The following is a 14,537-nucleotide window of genomic DNA, read 5'->3' as shown; positions in this document are numbered from 1 at the left end:
TGAACCTGGTTTTTCCGGCCCCATATAGCCGACATCCAAGGCGAGCCTGGCTCGCAGTCCACAAAATTGCGCAGGAGAGACCCCATGGCTGATGAACAGCTGAACGAGAAAGACCTTAACGTGGAAGAAACCGGTGCAGGCAATGCAGCTGATACCCGTGTTCTGGAGCTCGAGGAACAGCTGGCCGCAGCCAAGGACCAGGCGCTGCGCGCCGTTGCCGACCTGCAGAACGTACGCCGTCGTGCCGAGCAGGATGTGGAGAAAGCCCACAAGTTCGCCCTGGAGAAGTTCTCCGGCGACTTGCTGCCGGTGATCGACAGCCTGGAACTGGCCCTGGCTCACTCCAGTGCCGACGATGAGCACGTAAAGCAGATCCGCGAAGGTGTCGAACTGACCCTGAAGATGTTCCAGGACACCCTCAAGCGCTACAACCTTGAAGCTGTCGACCCGCACGGCCAGCCGTTCAACCCTGAGCATCACCAGGCCATGGCCATGCAGGAAAACGCCGAGGTCGAGCCAAACAGCGTGCTGAACGTGTTCCAGAAGGGTTACCTGCTGAATGGCCGCCTGCTGCGCCCCGCCATGGTGGTGGTCAGCAAGGCGCCGAGCGCGGCGCAACCCTCGATCAATGAAAAGGCTTGAAATCCTTCGGGGCATCCCCATCTAGGTGTCAAGCCTTCAAGTATTACCGCAGTTGGCCAAAGTAGTCGCTGCTACCAAATTCAAGTTTCGGGAGAGTTAACATGGGTAAAATCATCGGTATCGACCTGGGGACCACCAACTCGTGCGTCTCCATTCTAGAAAACGGTAACGTCAAAGTCATCGAAAACGCCGAAGGTGCGCGTACTACCCCTTCGATCGTGGCCTACGCCAACGATGGCGAAATCCTGGTTGGCCAGTCGGCCAAGCGCCAGGCTGTCACCAACCCGCACAACACCCTGTTCGCAGTGAAGCGCCTGATTGGCCGCCGCTTCGAAGAAGATGTCGTGCAGAAAGACATCAAGCTGGTGCCATACAAGATCGTCAAGGCGAACAACGGTGACGCCTGGGTCGAGGCTGCTGGCAAGGAAATGGCTCCGCCGCAGATCAGCGCCGAAGTCCTGAAGAAAATGAAGAAGACCGCCGAAGACTACCTCGGCGAGCCAGTCACCGAAGCGGTCATCACCGTTCCGGCCTACTTCAACGACAGCCAGCGTCAGGCGACCAAAGACGCCGGCCGCATCGCTGGCCTGGACGTAAAACGCATCATCAACGAGCCGACTGCCGCTGCACTGGCGTATGGCATGGACAAGGCCAAGGGCGACCACACCGTCATCGTTTATGACCTGGGTGGTGGTACCTTCGACGTTTCGGTCATCGAAATCGCCGAAGTCGACGGTGAGCACCAGTTCGAAGTACTGGCTACCAACGGCGACACCTTCCTGGGTGGCGAAGACTTCGACATGCGCCTGATCGACTACCTTGTCGACGAGTTCAAGAAAGAGTCGGGCATGGACCTGAAGAACGATCCTCTGGCCCTGCAGCGCCTGAAAGAAGCCGCAGAAAAAGCCAAGATCGAGCTGTCGTCCGCTCAGTCGACCGACGTCAACCTGCCGTACATCACTGCAGATGCCACCGGTCCTAAGCACCTGAACGTGAAGATCTCCCGCGCCAAGCTGGAGTCGCTGGTCGAAGACCTGGTCAAGCGTACCATCGAGCCTTGCCGCATCGCCCTGAAAGACGCCGGCATCGACGCCAGCAAGATCGACGACGTGATCCTGGTCGGCGGTCAGACCCGCATGCCGCTGGTGCAGAAAGAAGTGGCCGACTTCTTCGGTAAAGAAGCGCGCAAGGACGTGAACCCGGACGAAGCCGTCGCCATGGGTGCTGCCATCCAGGGTGCGGTACTGGCCGGTGACGTAAAAGACGTACTGCTGCTGGACGTCAGCCCGCTGACCCTGGGTATCGAAACCATGGGCGGCGTGATGACCGCGCTGATCGAGAAGAACACCACCATCCCGACCAAGAAGTCGCAGGTGTTCTCGACTGCCGACGACAACCAGGGCGCCGTGACCATTCACGTGCTGCAAGGTGAGCGTAAGCAGGCTGCGCAGAACAAGTCGCTGGGCAAGTTCGACCTGGCTGACATTCCGCCAGCACCGCGTGGCGTGCCGCAAATCGAAGTGACCTTCGACATCGACGCCAACGGCATCCTGCACGTAGGTGCGAAAGACAAGGCCACCGGCAAGACTCAGTCGATCGTGATCAAGGCCAACTCCGGCCTGTCGGACGAAGAGATCGAGCGCATGGTGCGTGACGCCGAGGCCAACGCCGAGGAAGACCGCAAGTTCGAAGAGCTGGCGGCTGCCCGTAACCAGGGTGACGCGCTGGTGCACTCGACCCGCAAGATGGTCGCTGACGCTGGTGACAAGGTTACCGCTGAAGAGAAAACCGCCATCGAGGCCGCCGTTGTTGCCCTGGAAGCCGCTGTCAAAGGCGACGACAAGGCTGCCATCGACGCCAAGGTTGAAGAGCTGTCCAAGGTCTCTGCCCCGGTTGCCCAGAAGATGTACGCCGAGCAGTCGGCTGAACAGCCTCAGGGTGGCGCGCAACAGGCCGAGCCGGAAGCCAAGCACGATGACGTGGTTGACGCCGAGTTCGAAGAAGTGAAAGACAACAACAAGCAGTAATCCCTGCATGTTGTCGGCCGGTTCACCGTCGTTTGCCGGTGAGCTGGTAGGATGTCGCCGCGCGGGGGCTTGCTCCCGCGTTGGCGTATCTGGAATTCGAGAATTTTTACAGCATCTGTCAGCGGCTCTTGAGGGTCGCACGCGGGTGCTGATGGCGTGGCGCAGATGCCACACGCCCAACAAGGTGCAAATGACCTATGTCCAAGCGTGATTATTATGAGGTCCTGGGTGTCGAGCGCGGCGCCACTGAAGCGGACCTCAAGAAGGCTTACCGCCGTTTGGCGATGAAGTACCACCCGGACCGCAACCCGGGCGATAAAGAATCGGAAGACAAGTTCAAGGAGGCCAACGAGGCCTACGAAGTGCTGTCAGACGCGAGCAAGCGTGCGGCCTTCGACCAGTATGGCCATGCGGGTGTCGACCCAAGCATGGGTGGCGGTGGTGCCGGCTTTGGTGGTGCCAATTTCTCCGACATCTTCGGCGATGTGTTCAGCGACTTCTTCGGCGGCGGCCGCGGTGGTGGTCGAGGCGGTGCCCAGCGCGGCAGCGACCTGCGCTACACCCTGGAGCTGAACCTGGAAGAAGCGGTGCGTGGCACCACGGTCAGCATCCGCGTGCCTACCCTGGTCAACTGCCAGCCTTGCGACGGTTCCGGTGCCAAGAAGGGCTCGACCCCGTCGACCTGCCCGACCTGTGGTGGTATCGGCCAGGTGCGCATGCAGCAAGGCTTCTTCTCGGTGCAGCAAACCTGCCCGCGCTGCCATGGCCAAGGCAAGATCATTACCGACCCGTGCACTTCGTGCCATGGTGAAGGGCGTGTCGAGGAATACAAGACGCTGTCGGTCAAGGTGCCGGCAGGTGTCGATACCGGCGACCGCATCCGTCTGTCGGGTGAGGGCGAGGCCGGTACTCATGGTGGCCCGACTGGCGACCTGTACGTGGTGATCAGCGTGCGTGAGCACGAGATTTTCCAGCGTGATGGCAAGCATTTGTACTGTGAAGTGCCGATCAGCTACACCGATGCTGCCCTGGGCGGCGAGCTGGAAGTGCCGACCCTGGATGGTCGCGTGAAGCTGAAGATTCCGGAAGGCACCCAGACCGGTAAGCAGTTCCGTCTGCGTGGCAAGGGTGTTGCCCCGGTGCGTGGTGGTGGTGCGGGTGACCTGCTGTGCCGTGTGGCCGTAGAAACCCCGGTCAATCTCAGTCGCCGTCAGCGTGAGCTGCTCGAAGAGCTGCGTGATTCGCTGGAAGGCGACAGTTCCCACTCGCCCAAGGCCAGCGGCTGGTTCGATGGTGTGAAGCGCTTCTTCGGCGATCTCTGACAAGGAACAGGTTATGCGACGTATTGCAGTGATGGGCGCGGCGGGGCGGATGGGCAAAACCCTCATCGAGGCCGTGCAACAAACCTCGGGCGCGGGGCTGACCGCAGCGATCGATCGCCCTGACAGCTCGTTGGTCGGGGCTGATGCCGGAGAGCTGGCGGCACTTGGCCGAATTGGCGTGCTGTTGTCCGACGACCTGGCCAAGGTTGCCGACGAGTTCGATGTGCTGATCGATTTCACTCACCCCTCGGTGACCCTGAAAAACCTCGCGTTCTGCCGCAAGCACGGCAAGGCGATGATCATCGGCACGACCGGTTTTACAGTCGAAGAGAAGCAGTTGTTGGCTGAGGCTGGCAAGGACATTCCAATCGTGTTCGCCGCCAACTTCAGCGTGGGGGTCAACCTTAGCCTCAAGCTGCTGGATATGGCTGCGCGGGTGCTGGGCGATGATGTCGATATCGAAATCATCGAGGCGCACCACCGGCACAAGGTCGATGCGCCGTCGGGTACTGCACTGCGCATGGGTGAAGTGGTTGCCAATGCGCTGGGCCGTGATCTGCAGGAAGTGGCCGTGTATGGTCGTGAAGGGCAGACCGGTGCGCGCGATCGCAAGACCATCGGTTTCGCTACCGTGCGTGCCGGCGATGTGGTGGGCGATCACACCGTGTTGTTCGCTGCTGAAGGCGAGCGCCTGGAAATCACCCACAAGGCCTCCAGCCGCATGACCTTCGCCAAGGGTGCCGTACGTGCGGCGCTGTGGCTGGATGGGCGCGAGCCTGGGCTGTACGACATGCAGGATGTGCTTGAACTGCGTTAAGTCGTGAGTGGGGTGTTGGCTGCTTCGCGGGCTTGCCCGCTCCCACAGGTACAGCGTTGCTCTTGGGCTGGTGCGATCCCTGTGGGAGCGGGCGAGCCCGCGAAGAGGCTGGCGTGGATGTCAGCCTGTCGCATCGATGTGTTTTAGAGACACATATCCGGTAGACCGAAAACACACTTTTCTGTAAGCTACAGCTTTAGTGTGTCCACTAAAAGCGCGCAGCGAATTGAATTCAGCACATGAAAGCGGGGTGACGTGTCCATACGTCACTCCGCTTTTTTGCAACCTGCGATCGCCCTTTCATGCTTGATTTACGGGAGGTCTTCTTGACAAAGCCAGCCATACTCGCCCTTGCCGACGGCAGTATTTTCCGCGGTGAAGCCATCGGTGCCGACGGTCAGACCGTTGGTGAGGTGGTATTCAACACCGCTATGACCGGCTACCAGGAAATCCTTACAGACCCTTCCTACGCGCAGCAAATCGTTACCCTGACCTACCCGCACATCGGCAACACCGGTACTACCCCGGAAGACGCCGAGTCGAACCGCGTCTGGTCCGCTGGCCTGGTCATCCGTGACCTGCCGCTGCTGGCCAGCAACTGGCGTAACACCCAGTCGCTGCCTGAGTACCTCAAGGCCAACAACGTCGTTGCCATCGCCGGCATCGACACCCGTCGCCTGACCCGTATCCTGCGTGAAAAGGGCGCCCAGAACGGCTGCATTCTGGCAGGTGACAACATCAGCGAAGAAGCGGCCATCGCCGCTGCCCGCGGCTTCCCGGGCCTGAAGGGCATGGACCTGGCCAAGGTCGTCTCCACCAAGGAACGTTACGAGTGGCGCTCCAGTGTGTGGGAGCTGAAAACCGACAGCCACCCGACCATCGACGCTGCCGACCTGCCGTACCACGTGGTTGCCTTCGACTATGGCGTCAAGCTGAACATCCTGCGCATGCTGGTGGCCCGCGGCTGCCGCGTGACCGTGGTGCCAGCCCAGACCCCGGCCAGCGAAGTGCTGGCACTCAACCCGGACGGCGTGTTCCTGTCCAACGGCCCGGGTGACCCTGAGCCGTGCGACTACGCGATCCAGGCGATCAAGGAAATCCTCGAAACCGAGATCCCGGTATTCGGCATCTGCCTCGGCCACCAGCTGCTGGCCCTGGCTTCCGGCGCCAAGACCGTGAAAATGGGCCACGGCCACCACGGTGCCAACCACCCGGTCCAGGACCTGGATACCGGTGTGGTCATGATCACCAGCCAGAACCACGGCTTCGCCGTTGACGAGGCGACCCTGCCGGGTAACGTTCGCGCCATTCACAAGTCGCTGTTCGACGGCACCCTGCAGGGTATCGAGCGTACCGACAAGAGCGCGTTCAGCTTCCAGGGCCACCCTGAAGCGAGCCCTGGCCCGACCGATGTCGCGCCTCTGTTCGATCGTTTCACCGATGCCATGGCCAAGCGCCGCTGAGCATCCTGCTTCAAGGTCCCGGGCCGGCACCTGCCGCGCCCGGCAGCGCCTGACCCAGATTGTTCAAAGCGGCTTGCCGACTGACCCCGGATTTGAGTGACCACCATGCCAAAACGTACAGACATCAAAAGCATCCTGATTCTCGGCGCTGGCCCGATCGTGATCGGCCAGGCCTGCGAATTCGACTACTCCGGCGCCCAGGCCTGTAAAGCCCTGCGCGAGGAAGGTTTCCGCGTCATCCTGGTGAACTCCAACCCAGCCACCATCATGACCGACCCGGCCATGGCCGACGCCACCTACATCGAGCCGATCAAGTGGCAATCGGTGGCCAAGATCATCGAGAAAGAGCGCCCGGACGCCGTCCTGCCGACCATGGGTGGCCAGACCGCCCTGAACTGCGCCCTGGACCTGGAGCGCCACGGCGTTCTGGAGAAGTTCGGCGTAGAGATGATCGGTGCCAACGCTGACACCATCGACAAGGCCGAAGACCGTTCGCGCTTCGACAAGGCCATGAAGGACATCGGCCTGGAGTGCCCGCGCTCCGGTATCGCCCACAGCATGGAAGAGGCCAATGCGGTCCTCGAGAAGCTCGGCTTCCCATGCATCATTCGCCCGTCGTTCACCATGGGCGGCACCGGCGGCGGTATCGCTTACAACCGTGAAGAGTTCGAAGAAATCTGCACCCGTGGTCTGGACCTGTCGCCGACCAAAGAGCTGCTGATCGACGAATCGCTGATCGGCTGGAAGGAATACGAGATGGAGGTGGTCCGCGACAAGAAGGACAACTGCATCATCGTCTGCTCGATCGAGAACTTCGACCCGATGGGTGTGCACACCGGTGACTCGATCACTGTTGCCCCGGCACAGACCCTGACCGACAAGGAATACCAGATCATGCGCAACGCCTCGCTGGCGGTGCTGCGTGAAATCGGTGTGGAAACCGGCGGCTCCAACGTCCAGTTCGGCATTTGCCCGAACACCGGCCGCATGGTCGTCATCGAGATGAACCCGCGCGTATCGCGTTCGTCCGCCCTGGCCTCCAAGGCCACCGGCTTCCCGATCGCCAAGATCGCCGCCAAGCTGGCCATTGGTTACACCCTCGACGAGCTGCAGAACGACATCACTGGCGGTCGCACCCCTGCGTCCTTCGAGCCGTCGATCGACTACGTCGTCACCAAGCTGCCACGCTTCGCCTTCGAGAAATTCCCGAAAGCCGACGCCCGCCTGACCACCCAGATGAAATCCGTGGGTGAAGTCATGGCCATCGGCCGTACTTTCCAGGAATCCCTGCAGAAAGCCCTGCGCGGCCTGGAAGTCGGCGCCTGCGGCCTCGACCCGAAAGTCGACCTGGCCAGCCCGGAAGCCGCCAGCATCCTCAAGCGCGAACTGACCGTGCCGGGTGCCGAGCGTATCTGGTACGTGGCTGACGCCATGCGTTCGGGCATGACCTGCGAAGAAATCTTCAATCTGACCGGCATCGACATGTGGTTCCTGGTGCAGATGGAAGACCTGATCAAGGAAGAAGAGAAGGTCAAGACCCTGGCCCTGTCGGCAATCGACAAGGACTACATGCTGCGCCTCAAGCGCAAGGGCTTCTCGGACCAGCGTCTGGCAGTCCTGCTGGGCATTACCGACAAGAACCTGCGTCGCCACCGCCACAAGCTGGAAGTGTTCCCGGTGTACAAGCGCGTCGACACCTGCGCCGCCGAGTTCGCCACCGACACCGCCTACCTGTACTCCACCTACGAGGAAGAGTGCGAGGCCAACCCGTCGACCCGCGACAAGATCATGATCCTGGGTGGCGGCCCGAACCGTATCGGCCAAGGTATCGAGTTCGACTACTGCTGCGTACACGCCGCCCTGGCGCTGCGTGACGACGGTTACGAGACCATCATGGTCAACTGCAACCCGGAAACCGTCTCCACCGACTACGACACTTCCGACCGCCTGTACTTCGAGCCGCTGACCCTGGAAGACGTGCTGGAAGTCTGCCGCGTCGAGAAGCCGAAGGGCGTGATCGTTCACTACGGCGGCCAGACCCCGCTGAAGCTGGCCCGCGCTCTGGAAGAAGCTGGCGTGCCGATCATCGGTACCAGCCCTGACGCCATCGACCGCGCCGAAGACCGTGAGCGCTTCCAGCAGATGGTTCAGCGCCTGAACCTGCTGCAGCCGCCAAACGCCACCGTGCGCAGCGAAGAAGAGGCTATCCGTGCTGCCGGCAGCATCGGCTACCCGCTGGTCGTGCGTCCGTCCTACGTACTGGGCGGCCGTGCCATGGAGATCGTCTACGAGCTGGACGAGCTCAAGCGCTACCTGCGTGAAGCGGTACAAGTGTCGAACGACAGCCCGGTACTGCTCGACCACTTCCTCAACTGCGCCATCGAGATGGACGTGGATGCGGTGTGCGACGGCACCGACGTGGTCATCGGCGCGATCATGCAGCACATCGAGCAGGCCGGCGTACACTCCGGCGACTCGGCGTGCTCGCTGCCACCTTACTCGCTGAGCAAGGAAGTGCAGGACGAAGTCCGCGTTCAGGTCAAGAAAATGGCGCTGGAGCTGGGCGTGGTCGGCCTGATGAACGTGCAGTTGGCCCTGCAGGGCGACAAGATCTACGTGATCGAAGTCAACCCGCGTGCCTCGCGTACCGTACCGTTCGTGTCCAAGTGCATTGGCACGTCCCTGGCGATGATCGCGGCCCGCGTCATGGCGGGTAAAACCCTGAAAGAGCTGGGCTTCACCCAGGAAATCATCCCGAACTTCTACAGCGTGAAGGAAGCCGTCTTCCCGTTCGCCAAGTTCCCAGGGGTTGACCCGATCCTCGGCCCTGAGATGAAATCGACCGGTGAAGTCATGGGTGTCGGTGACAGCTTCGGTGAAGCCTTCGCCAAAGCCCAGATGGGTGCCAGCGAAGTGCTGCCGACTGGCGGTACCGCGTTCATCAGCGTGCGCGACGACGACAAGCCGCAAGTGGCTGGCGTTGCCCGCGACCTGATCGCCCTGGGCTTCGAAGTGGTTGCCACTGCCGGCACCGCCAAGGTTATCGAGGCGGCTGGTCTGAAAGTGCGCCGTGTGAACAAAGTGACCGAAGGTCGCCCGCACGTGGTCGACATGATCAAGAACGACGAAGTGTCGCTGATCATCAATACCACCGAAGGTCGCCAGTCGATCGCCGACTCCTACTCGATTCGTCGCAATGCGCTGCAGCACAAGATTTACTGCACCACTACCATTGCGGCTGGTGAAGCCATCTGCGAAGCGCTGAAATTCGGTCCGGAAAAGACCGTTCGTCGCTTGCAGGATCTGCATGCAGGACTGAAAGCATGAGCATTACCAAATACCCGATGACCGTCCAGGGCGCTCGCGCCCTGGAAGAAGAGCACCTGTTCCTGAGCAAGACCGAGCGCCCGCGCCTGAGTCAGGCCATTGGTGAAGCGCGTGAGCTGGGTGACCTCAAGGAAAACGCCGAATACCATGCCGCCCGTGAGGAGCAGGGCATGGTCGAAGCGCGTATCCGTGATATCGAAGGCCGTCTGCAAAATTCGGTGGTCATCGATGTGACCACCATCCCTCACACCGGCAAGGTGATTTTCGGTACCACTGTGGTACTGGCCAACACCGAAACCGATGAAGAGGTGACCTACCAGATCGTTGGCGAGGATGAAGCTGACGTGAAGCAGGGCAAGCTGTCGAGCGGTGCACCCATTGCCCGTGCCATCATCGGCAAGGAAGAAGGTGATACTGTCGTCGTCAAGACGCCTAGTGGCACGGTCGAGTACGAGATTGTCGAAGTCAAGCACATCTGACCGACGCCTGCGGGCGCCGTCCCTTGAGGGGATCCTCTGGCAACTGGCCCAGGTTTTCTGGGTCGGTGGCCTGTGGGTGTTCCATGTAGGGCTGGTGCCTGCGCTCAAGGTCAGTGGCCTGGCCCCGCTGCTGGTGCAGGATATCGCCGGGCAGATCGACCGCTGGTTGATCGGCGTGGCGTTGCTTGGCTTGTTGACTCAGCTGGCAGTGCTGGCGAGGGTGGACGGCCTGGCGGCCTGGTGGCGGCAGTTCCGCGGCCAGATGCTGTTGCTCGGCTTTGGTGCCTGCGTGGGGTATTACACCTTGCGCTACGGTATTTCCGTGGGCGAGCGCTGGCAGATGTTCTGCTTCCTGGTGCTGGGCTTTTCCGGCATCGTGCTGGTGGCCCAGCCGGTACCGGTCAGGGCGCGTTCACCGCGCCACTGATCGGAGCCACCGTTACTTGTAACGGTGGATGTTGGACAGCTGTTTGTTCGGCTGTGGGTTCTTGCGGTAGATCAGGGCTTTCTTGCCGATGGTCTGCACCAGCTCGGCACGGCCGGCCTTGCACAGCTCGGCGATAGTCTCGGCGCGTTCCTCGCGGTCTTCCGAGCGAATTTCGACCTTGATCAGCTCATGGTCGACCAGTGCGCGCTCCAGTTCGGCGATCACGCCTTCATTCAAACCGTTGCCAGCAACGATCAGGACCGGCTTCAGGTCATGACCAATGGACTTGTATTGCTTCTTCTGCTCGTTATTGAGCGGCATAATCTGACCCTTTCCGTCTGATTCTGTAAAATTGACCGGCATTTTACCCGAGGGCCACCGGCTCCGCCCAGTCAATCACGACGCATATCATCGAGGTGCCCCGTGGTACAACGTTCCAAAAGCAGCGCAAACTGGCTGCGAGAGCATTTCAACGACCCTTTTGTGAAGCAGGCGCAGAAGGATGGGTATCGCTCGCGTGCGAGCTACAAACTGCTGGAGATCCAGGAGAAGGACCGCCTTATCCGCCCAGGCATGAGCGTGATCGATCTCGGCGCGGCCCCTGGTGGCTGGTCTCAGGTGACCAGTCGTCTGATTGGTGGCCAGGGTCGCCTGATCGCTTCCGACATTCTGGAAATGGACTCGATCGCCGACGTGACCTTCATTCAAGGTGACTTCACCCACGACGAAGTGCTGCAGCGCATTCTCGAAGCGGTGGGCGATTCGCATGTAGACCTTGTGATTTCCGACATGGCCCCCAATATGAGTGGTACGCCCGCGGTGGACATTCCGCGTGCCATGTTCCTCTGCGAGCTGGCCCTCGATCTGGCGACCCGCGTACTCAAGCCCGGGGGCGACTTCCTGATCAAGATTTTCCAGGGCGAAGGTTTTGACGTGTACCTGAAGGATGTGCGCAGCAAGTTCGACAAGGTGCAAATGCGCAAGCCATCGTCGTCACGGGACCGTTCCCGCGAGCAGTACCTGTTGGGCAGGGGCTTCAAAGGGTAATGAAAGGTGTGAAGCGGGGTGGTCGATAGTTAATTCCAATCGGCCACTGCGTCAGGATCGTCCGAACTTCGTGTAGTCTAGCTTTCACAAAGGGTTACAGACGGTGCCTGCGGCTGCGTAGGTAATGTAGTAAGTTAGGGCGATGAATATCATGCGAGGCACGGCTGCGTCGTGCGCCGGCCTCAGAGGGTAGCTAATTGAACGACATGGCAAAGAATCTGATCCTGTGGTTGATCATCGCAGCTGTCCTGGTGACAGTGATGAACAACTTCTCCAGCCCTAACGAGCCGCAGACCCTCAACTACTCCGACTTCATCCAGCAGGTCAAGGATGGCAAGGTCGAGCGTGTGACCGTCGATGGCTACATCATTACTGGCAAGCGCACCGATGGCGACAACTTCAAGACTGTGCGCCCGGCCATCACCGACAATGGCCTGATCGGCGATCTGGTCGACAACCACGTGGTCGTCGAAGGCAAGCAGCCTGAGCAACAGAGCATCTGGACGCAGTTGCTGGTGGCGAGCTTCCCGATCCTGGTGATCATTGCCGTGTTCATGTTCTTCATGCGCCAGATGCAAGGGGGGGCGGGCGGCAAGGGCGGGCCGATGAGCTTCGGCAAGAGCAAGGCACGCCTGCTGTCCGAAGACCAGGTCAAGACCACGCTGGCTGACGTTGCGGGCTGCGACGAGGCCAAGGAAGAGGTTGGCGAGCTGGTCGAGTTCCTGCGCGATCCGGGCAAGTTCCAGCGCCTGGGCGGCCGTATCCCGCGCGGTGTGCTGATGGTTGGCCCACCCGGTACCGGTAAGACCCTGCTGGCCAAGGCCATTGCGGGCGAGGCGAAAGTACCGTTCTTCACCATTTCCGGTTCGGACTTCGTGGAAATGTTCGTGGGTGTCGGTGCCAGCCGTGTGCGCGACATGTTCGAGCAGGCCAAGAAGCACGCCCCGTGCATCATCTTCATCGACGAAATCGACGCCGTTGGTCGCCATCGTGGCGCCGGCATGGGCGGCGGTCATGACGAGCGTGAACAAACCCTCAACCAGTTGCTGGTGGAGATGGATGGCTTCGAGATGAACGATGGCATCATCGTCATCGCTGCCACCAACCGTCCGGATGTGCTCGACCCTGCGCTGCTGCGCCCCGGCCGCTTCGACCGCCAGGTGGTGGTTGGCCTGCCGGACATTCGTGGTCGCGAGCAGATCCTCAAGGTGCACATGCGCAAGGTGCCGATTGGCGAGAACGTCAACCCGGCGGTCATCGCGCGGGGTACCCCAGGCTTCTCCGGCGCCGACCTGGCCAACCTGGTCAACGAGGCTTCGCTGTTTGCCGCGCGTTCCAACAAGCGCCTGGTCGAAATGAAAGAGTTCGAACTGGCCAAGGACAAGATCATGATGGGCGCCGAGCGCAAGACCATGGTCATGTCCGAAAAGGAAAAGAGAAACACGGCCTATCACGAGGCCGGCCACGCCATTGTCGGTCGCCTGGTGCCTGAGCACGACCCGGTCTACAAGGTTTCGATCATCCCGCGTGGTCGTGCCTTGGGTGTGACCATGTTCCTGCCGGAAGAAGACCGCTACAGCCTCTCCAAGCGTGCGCTGATCAGCCAGATCTGCTCGCTGTATGGCGGCCGTATCGCCGAGGAGATGACCTTGGGCTTCGATGGCGTGACCACCGGCGCGTCCAACGACATCATGCGGGCCAGCCAGATCGCTCGTAACATGGTGACCAAATGGGGCCTGTCCGAGAAGCTTGGCCCGCTGATGTATGCAGAGGAAGAGGGCGAGGTGTTCCTCGGCCGTAGTGCTGGTAGCCAGCATGCCAGCGTGTCCGGCGAGACTGCCAAATTGATCGACTCCGAGGTGCGCAGCATCATCGATCAGTGCTACGCCACTGCCAAGCAGTTGCTGATCGACAACCGCGACAAGCTTGAGGCGATGACCGAAGCGCTGATGAAGTACGAGACCATTGATGCCGATCAGATTGACGACATCATGGCTGGGCGCACACCACGTGAGCCGCGTGATTGGGACGATGACAAGCACTCGGGCACGCCTGCGGCCCAGGATGAGCGTCCGGAATCGCCAATCGGCGGCCCAGCGGCTGAACACTAAGGGCATCTATGAGCTCAGTGCAGTACCCCACCCGGTTGCCTTGCGGCAGCCGGGTTCTTGATTTGTCACATACCCATGTCATGGGTATTCTCAATATCACCCCCGATTCCTTCTCCGATGGCGGTCGCTTCAGTCAGCGCGACGAGGCCCTGCGCCATGCCGAAGCGATGGTGGCCGCTGGCGCAACGCTGATCGACATCGGTGGCGAGTCCACGCGCCCGGGTGCGCGTGCAGTCTCGGTGACCGAGGAGCTGGAGCGTGTGGCGCCAATGGTCGAGGCCATCAACAGTCGCCTCGACGTGGTCATTTCGGTCGATACCTCCACGCCTGCTGTCATGCGTGAAGCAGCCCGCCTGGGTGCCGGGCTGATCAACGACGTGCGGGCCCTGGAGCGCGATGGTGCCTTGGACGCTGCGGCGGACACCGGTCTGCCGGTGTGCCTCATGCACATGCGTGGCGAGCCAGGTAACATGCAGGACGATCCGCATTACCAGGACGTGACCGCCGACGTCACCCGTTATCTAGAACAGCGGATGGCCGCCTGCGCCGCAGCGGGCATCGACGCTGACAGAATCATCCTTGACCCGGGCTTCGGTTTCGCCAAGACACTGGCGCACAATCTGAGCCTGTTCAAGCACATGGAAGCGCTCTATCGCCTTGGGCGTCCACTGCTGGTGGGCGTTTCACGAAAGAGCATGATCGGCCTGACGCTGGAACGTCCGGTCGGCGAGCGCTTGTACGGCAGCCTTGCGCTGGCGGCGTTGGCCATGACCAAAGGGGCGAGCATCCTTCGGGTACATGACGTGGCCGAAACCGTTGATGTGGTACGCATGATCGCTGCGGTGCAAAACGCCGAATAAGAACATTGGAGTCCC

Annotated in this window: 12 protein-coding genes; 11 read left to right on the top strand and 1 reads right to left on the bottom strand. The window is 61.0% G+C overall.

The genetic code is table 11. The features are described 5' to 3' along the window. Window positions 1-84: 84 nt before the first annotated feature. The 8 genes from grpE to ACK59Z_RS13080 all read left to right on the top strand — a co-directional run bounded on the left by grpE (window position 85) and on the right by ACK59Z_RS13080 (window position 10,504). Window positions 85-642 carry a nucleotide exchange factor GrpE gene (gene grpE / locus ACK59Z_RS13115; RefSeq protein WP_003249927.1) on the top strand — a complete coding sequence of 186 codons (558 nt, stop codon included), beginning with the start codon at window positions 85-87 and terminating at the stop codon, window positions 640-642. A 101-nt stretch (window positions 643-743) separates the two neighbouring features. Continuing rightward, a complete protein-coding gene (gene dnaK / locus ACK59Z_RS13110; RefSeq protein ID WP_003249929.1) occupies window positions 744-2,669 on the top strand; it encodes a molecular chaperone DnaK in 1,926 nt (641 codons plus the stop codon). Between the two features lie 197 nt (window positions 2,670-2,866). Further along, complete coding sequence (gene dnaJ, locus ACK59Z_RS13105) at window positions 2,867-3,991, top strand: molecular chaperone DnaJ (RefSeq protein WP_003249931.1); 1,125 nt, start codon at window positions 2,867-2,869, stop codon at window positions 3,989-3,991. A gap of 13 nt (window positions 3,992-4,004) precedes the next feature. Then, window positions 4,005-4,808, top strand: a complete 804-nt coding sequence (gene dapB, locus ACK59Z_RS13100) for a 4-hydroxy-tetrahydrodipicolinate reductase (protein ID WP_012053753.1) — start codon at window positions 4,005-4,007, stop codon at window positions 4,806-4,808. Window positions 4,809-5,134: 326 nt separating this feature from the next. Beyond that, complete coding sequence (gene carA / locus ACK59Z_RS13095) at window positions 5,135-6,271, top strand: glutamine-hydrolyzing carbamoyl-phosphate synthase small subunit (RefSeq protein WP_003249935.1); 1,137 nt, start codon at window positions 5,135-5,137, stop codon at window positions 6,269-6,271. 105 nt (window positions 6,272-6,376) lie between these two features. Continuing rightward, complete coding sequence (gene carB / locus ACK59Z_RS13090; RefSeq protein WP_003249937.1) at window positions 6,377-9,598, top strand: carbamoyl-phosphate synthase large subunit; 3,222 nt, start codon at window positions 6,377-6,379, stop codon at window positions 9,596-9,598. 2 nt (window positions 9,599-9,600) lie between these two features. Next, the gene (gene greA, locus ACK59Z_RS13085; RefSeq protein WP_024717413.1) at window positions 9,601-10,077 is read left to right on the top strand and encodes a transcription elongation factor GreA; all 477 of its coding nucleotides are present in this window, start codon (window positions 9,601-9,603) and stop codon (window positions 10,075-10,077) included. Beyond that, window positions 10,055-10,504 carry a hypothetical protein gene (locus ACK59Z_RS13080; RefSeq protein WP_012053750.1) on the top strand — a complete coding sequence of 150 codons (450 nt, stop codon included), beginning with the start codon at window positions 10,055-10,057 and terminating at the stop codon, window positions 10,502-10,504. Before greA ends, ACK59Z_RS13080 begins: the two co-directional genes overlap by 23 nt. Window positions 10,505-10,516: 12 nt before the next feature. Here ACK59Z_RS13080 and yhbY read toward each other — a convergent pair whose 3' ends face one another. Further along, window positions 10,517-10,825: a ribosome assembly RNA-binding protein YhbY gene (gene yhbY, locus ACK59Z_RS13075; RefSeq protein WP_003249945.1), complete on the bottom strand. Its 309-nt coding sequence runs from the start codon at window positions 10,823-10,825 to the stop codon at window positions 10,517-10,519. A gap of 102 nt (window positions 10,826-10,927) precedes the next feature. Here yhbY and rlmE point away from each other — a divergent pair, with 102 nt between their 5' ends. The 3 genes from rlmE (at window position 10,928) to folP (ending at window position 14,522) form a co-directional block, all read left to right on the top strand. Beyond that, window positions 10,928-11,551 carry a 23S rRNA (uridine(2552)-2'-O)-methyltransferase RlmE gene (gene rlmE, locus ACK59Z_RS13070; protein ID WP_003249947.1) on the top strand — a complete coding sequence of 208 codons (624 nt, stop codon included), beginning with the start codon at window positions 10,928-10,930 and terminating at the stop codon, window positions 11,549-11,551. Between the two features lie 206 nt (window positions 11,552-11,757). Further along, window positions 11,758-13,662: an ATP-dependent zinc metalloprotease FtsH gene (gene ftsH / locus ACK59Z_RS13065; RefSeq protein ID WP_003249950.1), complete on the top strand. Its 1,905-nt coding sequence runs from the start codon at window positions 11,758-11,760 to the stop codon at window positions 13,660-13,662. A gap of 8 nt (window positions 13,663-13,670) precedes the next feature. Beyond that, a complete protein-coding gene (gene folP, locus ACK59Z_RS13060) occupies window positions 13,671-14,522 on the top strand; it encodes a dihydropteroate synthase (RefSeq protein ID WP_003249952.1) in 852 nt (283 codons plus the stop codon). Window positions 14,523-14,537 lie beyond the last annotated feature (15 nt).

It is taken from the genome of Pseudomonas sp. KCJK9058 (assembly GCF_046230975.1).
GTDB classification, from domain to species: Bacteria; Pseudomonadota; Gammaproteobacteria; order Pseudomonadales; family Pseudomonadaceae; genus Aquipseudomonas; species Aquipseudomonas alloputida.
Note: the sequence above shows the minus strand (reverse complement) of the source record. Positions and strands in the feature narration are given on the sequence as shown.

What these genes read in the sequence shown, in the direction of transcription:
- grpE (WP_003249927.1), top strand. Translation starts at nt 85, where the DNA reads ATGGCTGATGAACAGCTGAACGAGAAAGACCTTAACGTGGAAGAAACC.
- dnaK (WP_003249929.1), top strand. Translation starts at nt 744, where the DNA reads ATGGGTAAAATCATCGGTATCGACCTGGGGACCACCAACTCGTGCGTC.
- dnaJ (WP_003249931.1), top strand. Translation starts at nt 2,867, where the DNA reads ATGTCCAAGCGTGATTATTATGAGGTCCTGGGTGTCGAGCGCGGCGCC.
- dapB (WP_012053753.1), top strand. Translation starts at nt 4,005, where the DNA reads ATGCGACGTATTGCAGTGATGGGCGCGGCGGGGCGGATGGGCAAAACC.
- carB (WP_003249937.1), top strand. Translation starts at nt 6,377, where the DNA reads ATGCCAAAACGTACAGACATCAAAAGCATCCTGATTCTCGGCGCTGGC.
- yhbY (WP_003249945.1), bottom strand. Translation starts at nt 10,825, where the DNA reads ATGCCGCTCAATAACGAGCAGAAGAAGCAATACAAGTCCATTGGTCAT.
- ftsH (WP_003249950.1), top strand. Translation starts at nt 11,758, where the DNA reads ATGGCAAAGAATCTGATCCTGTGGTTGATCATCGCAGCTGTCCTGGTG.
- folP (WP_003249952.1), top strand. Translation starts at nt 13,671, where the DNA reads ATGAGCTCAGTGCAGTACCCCACCCGGTTGCCTTGCGGCAGCCGGGTT.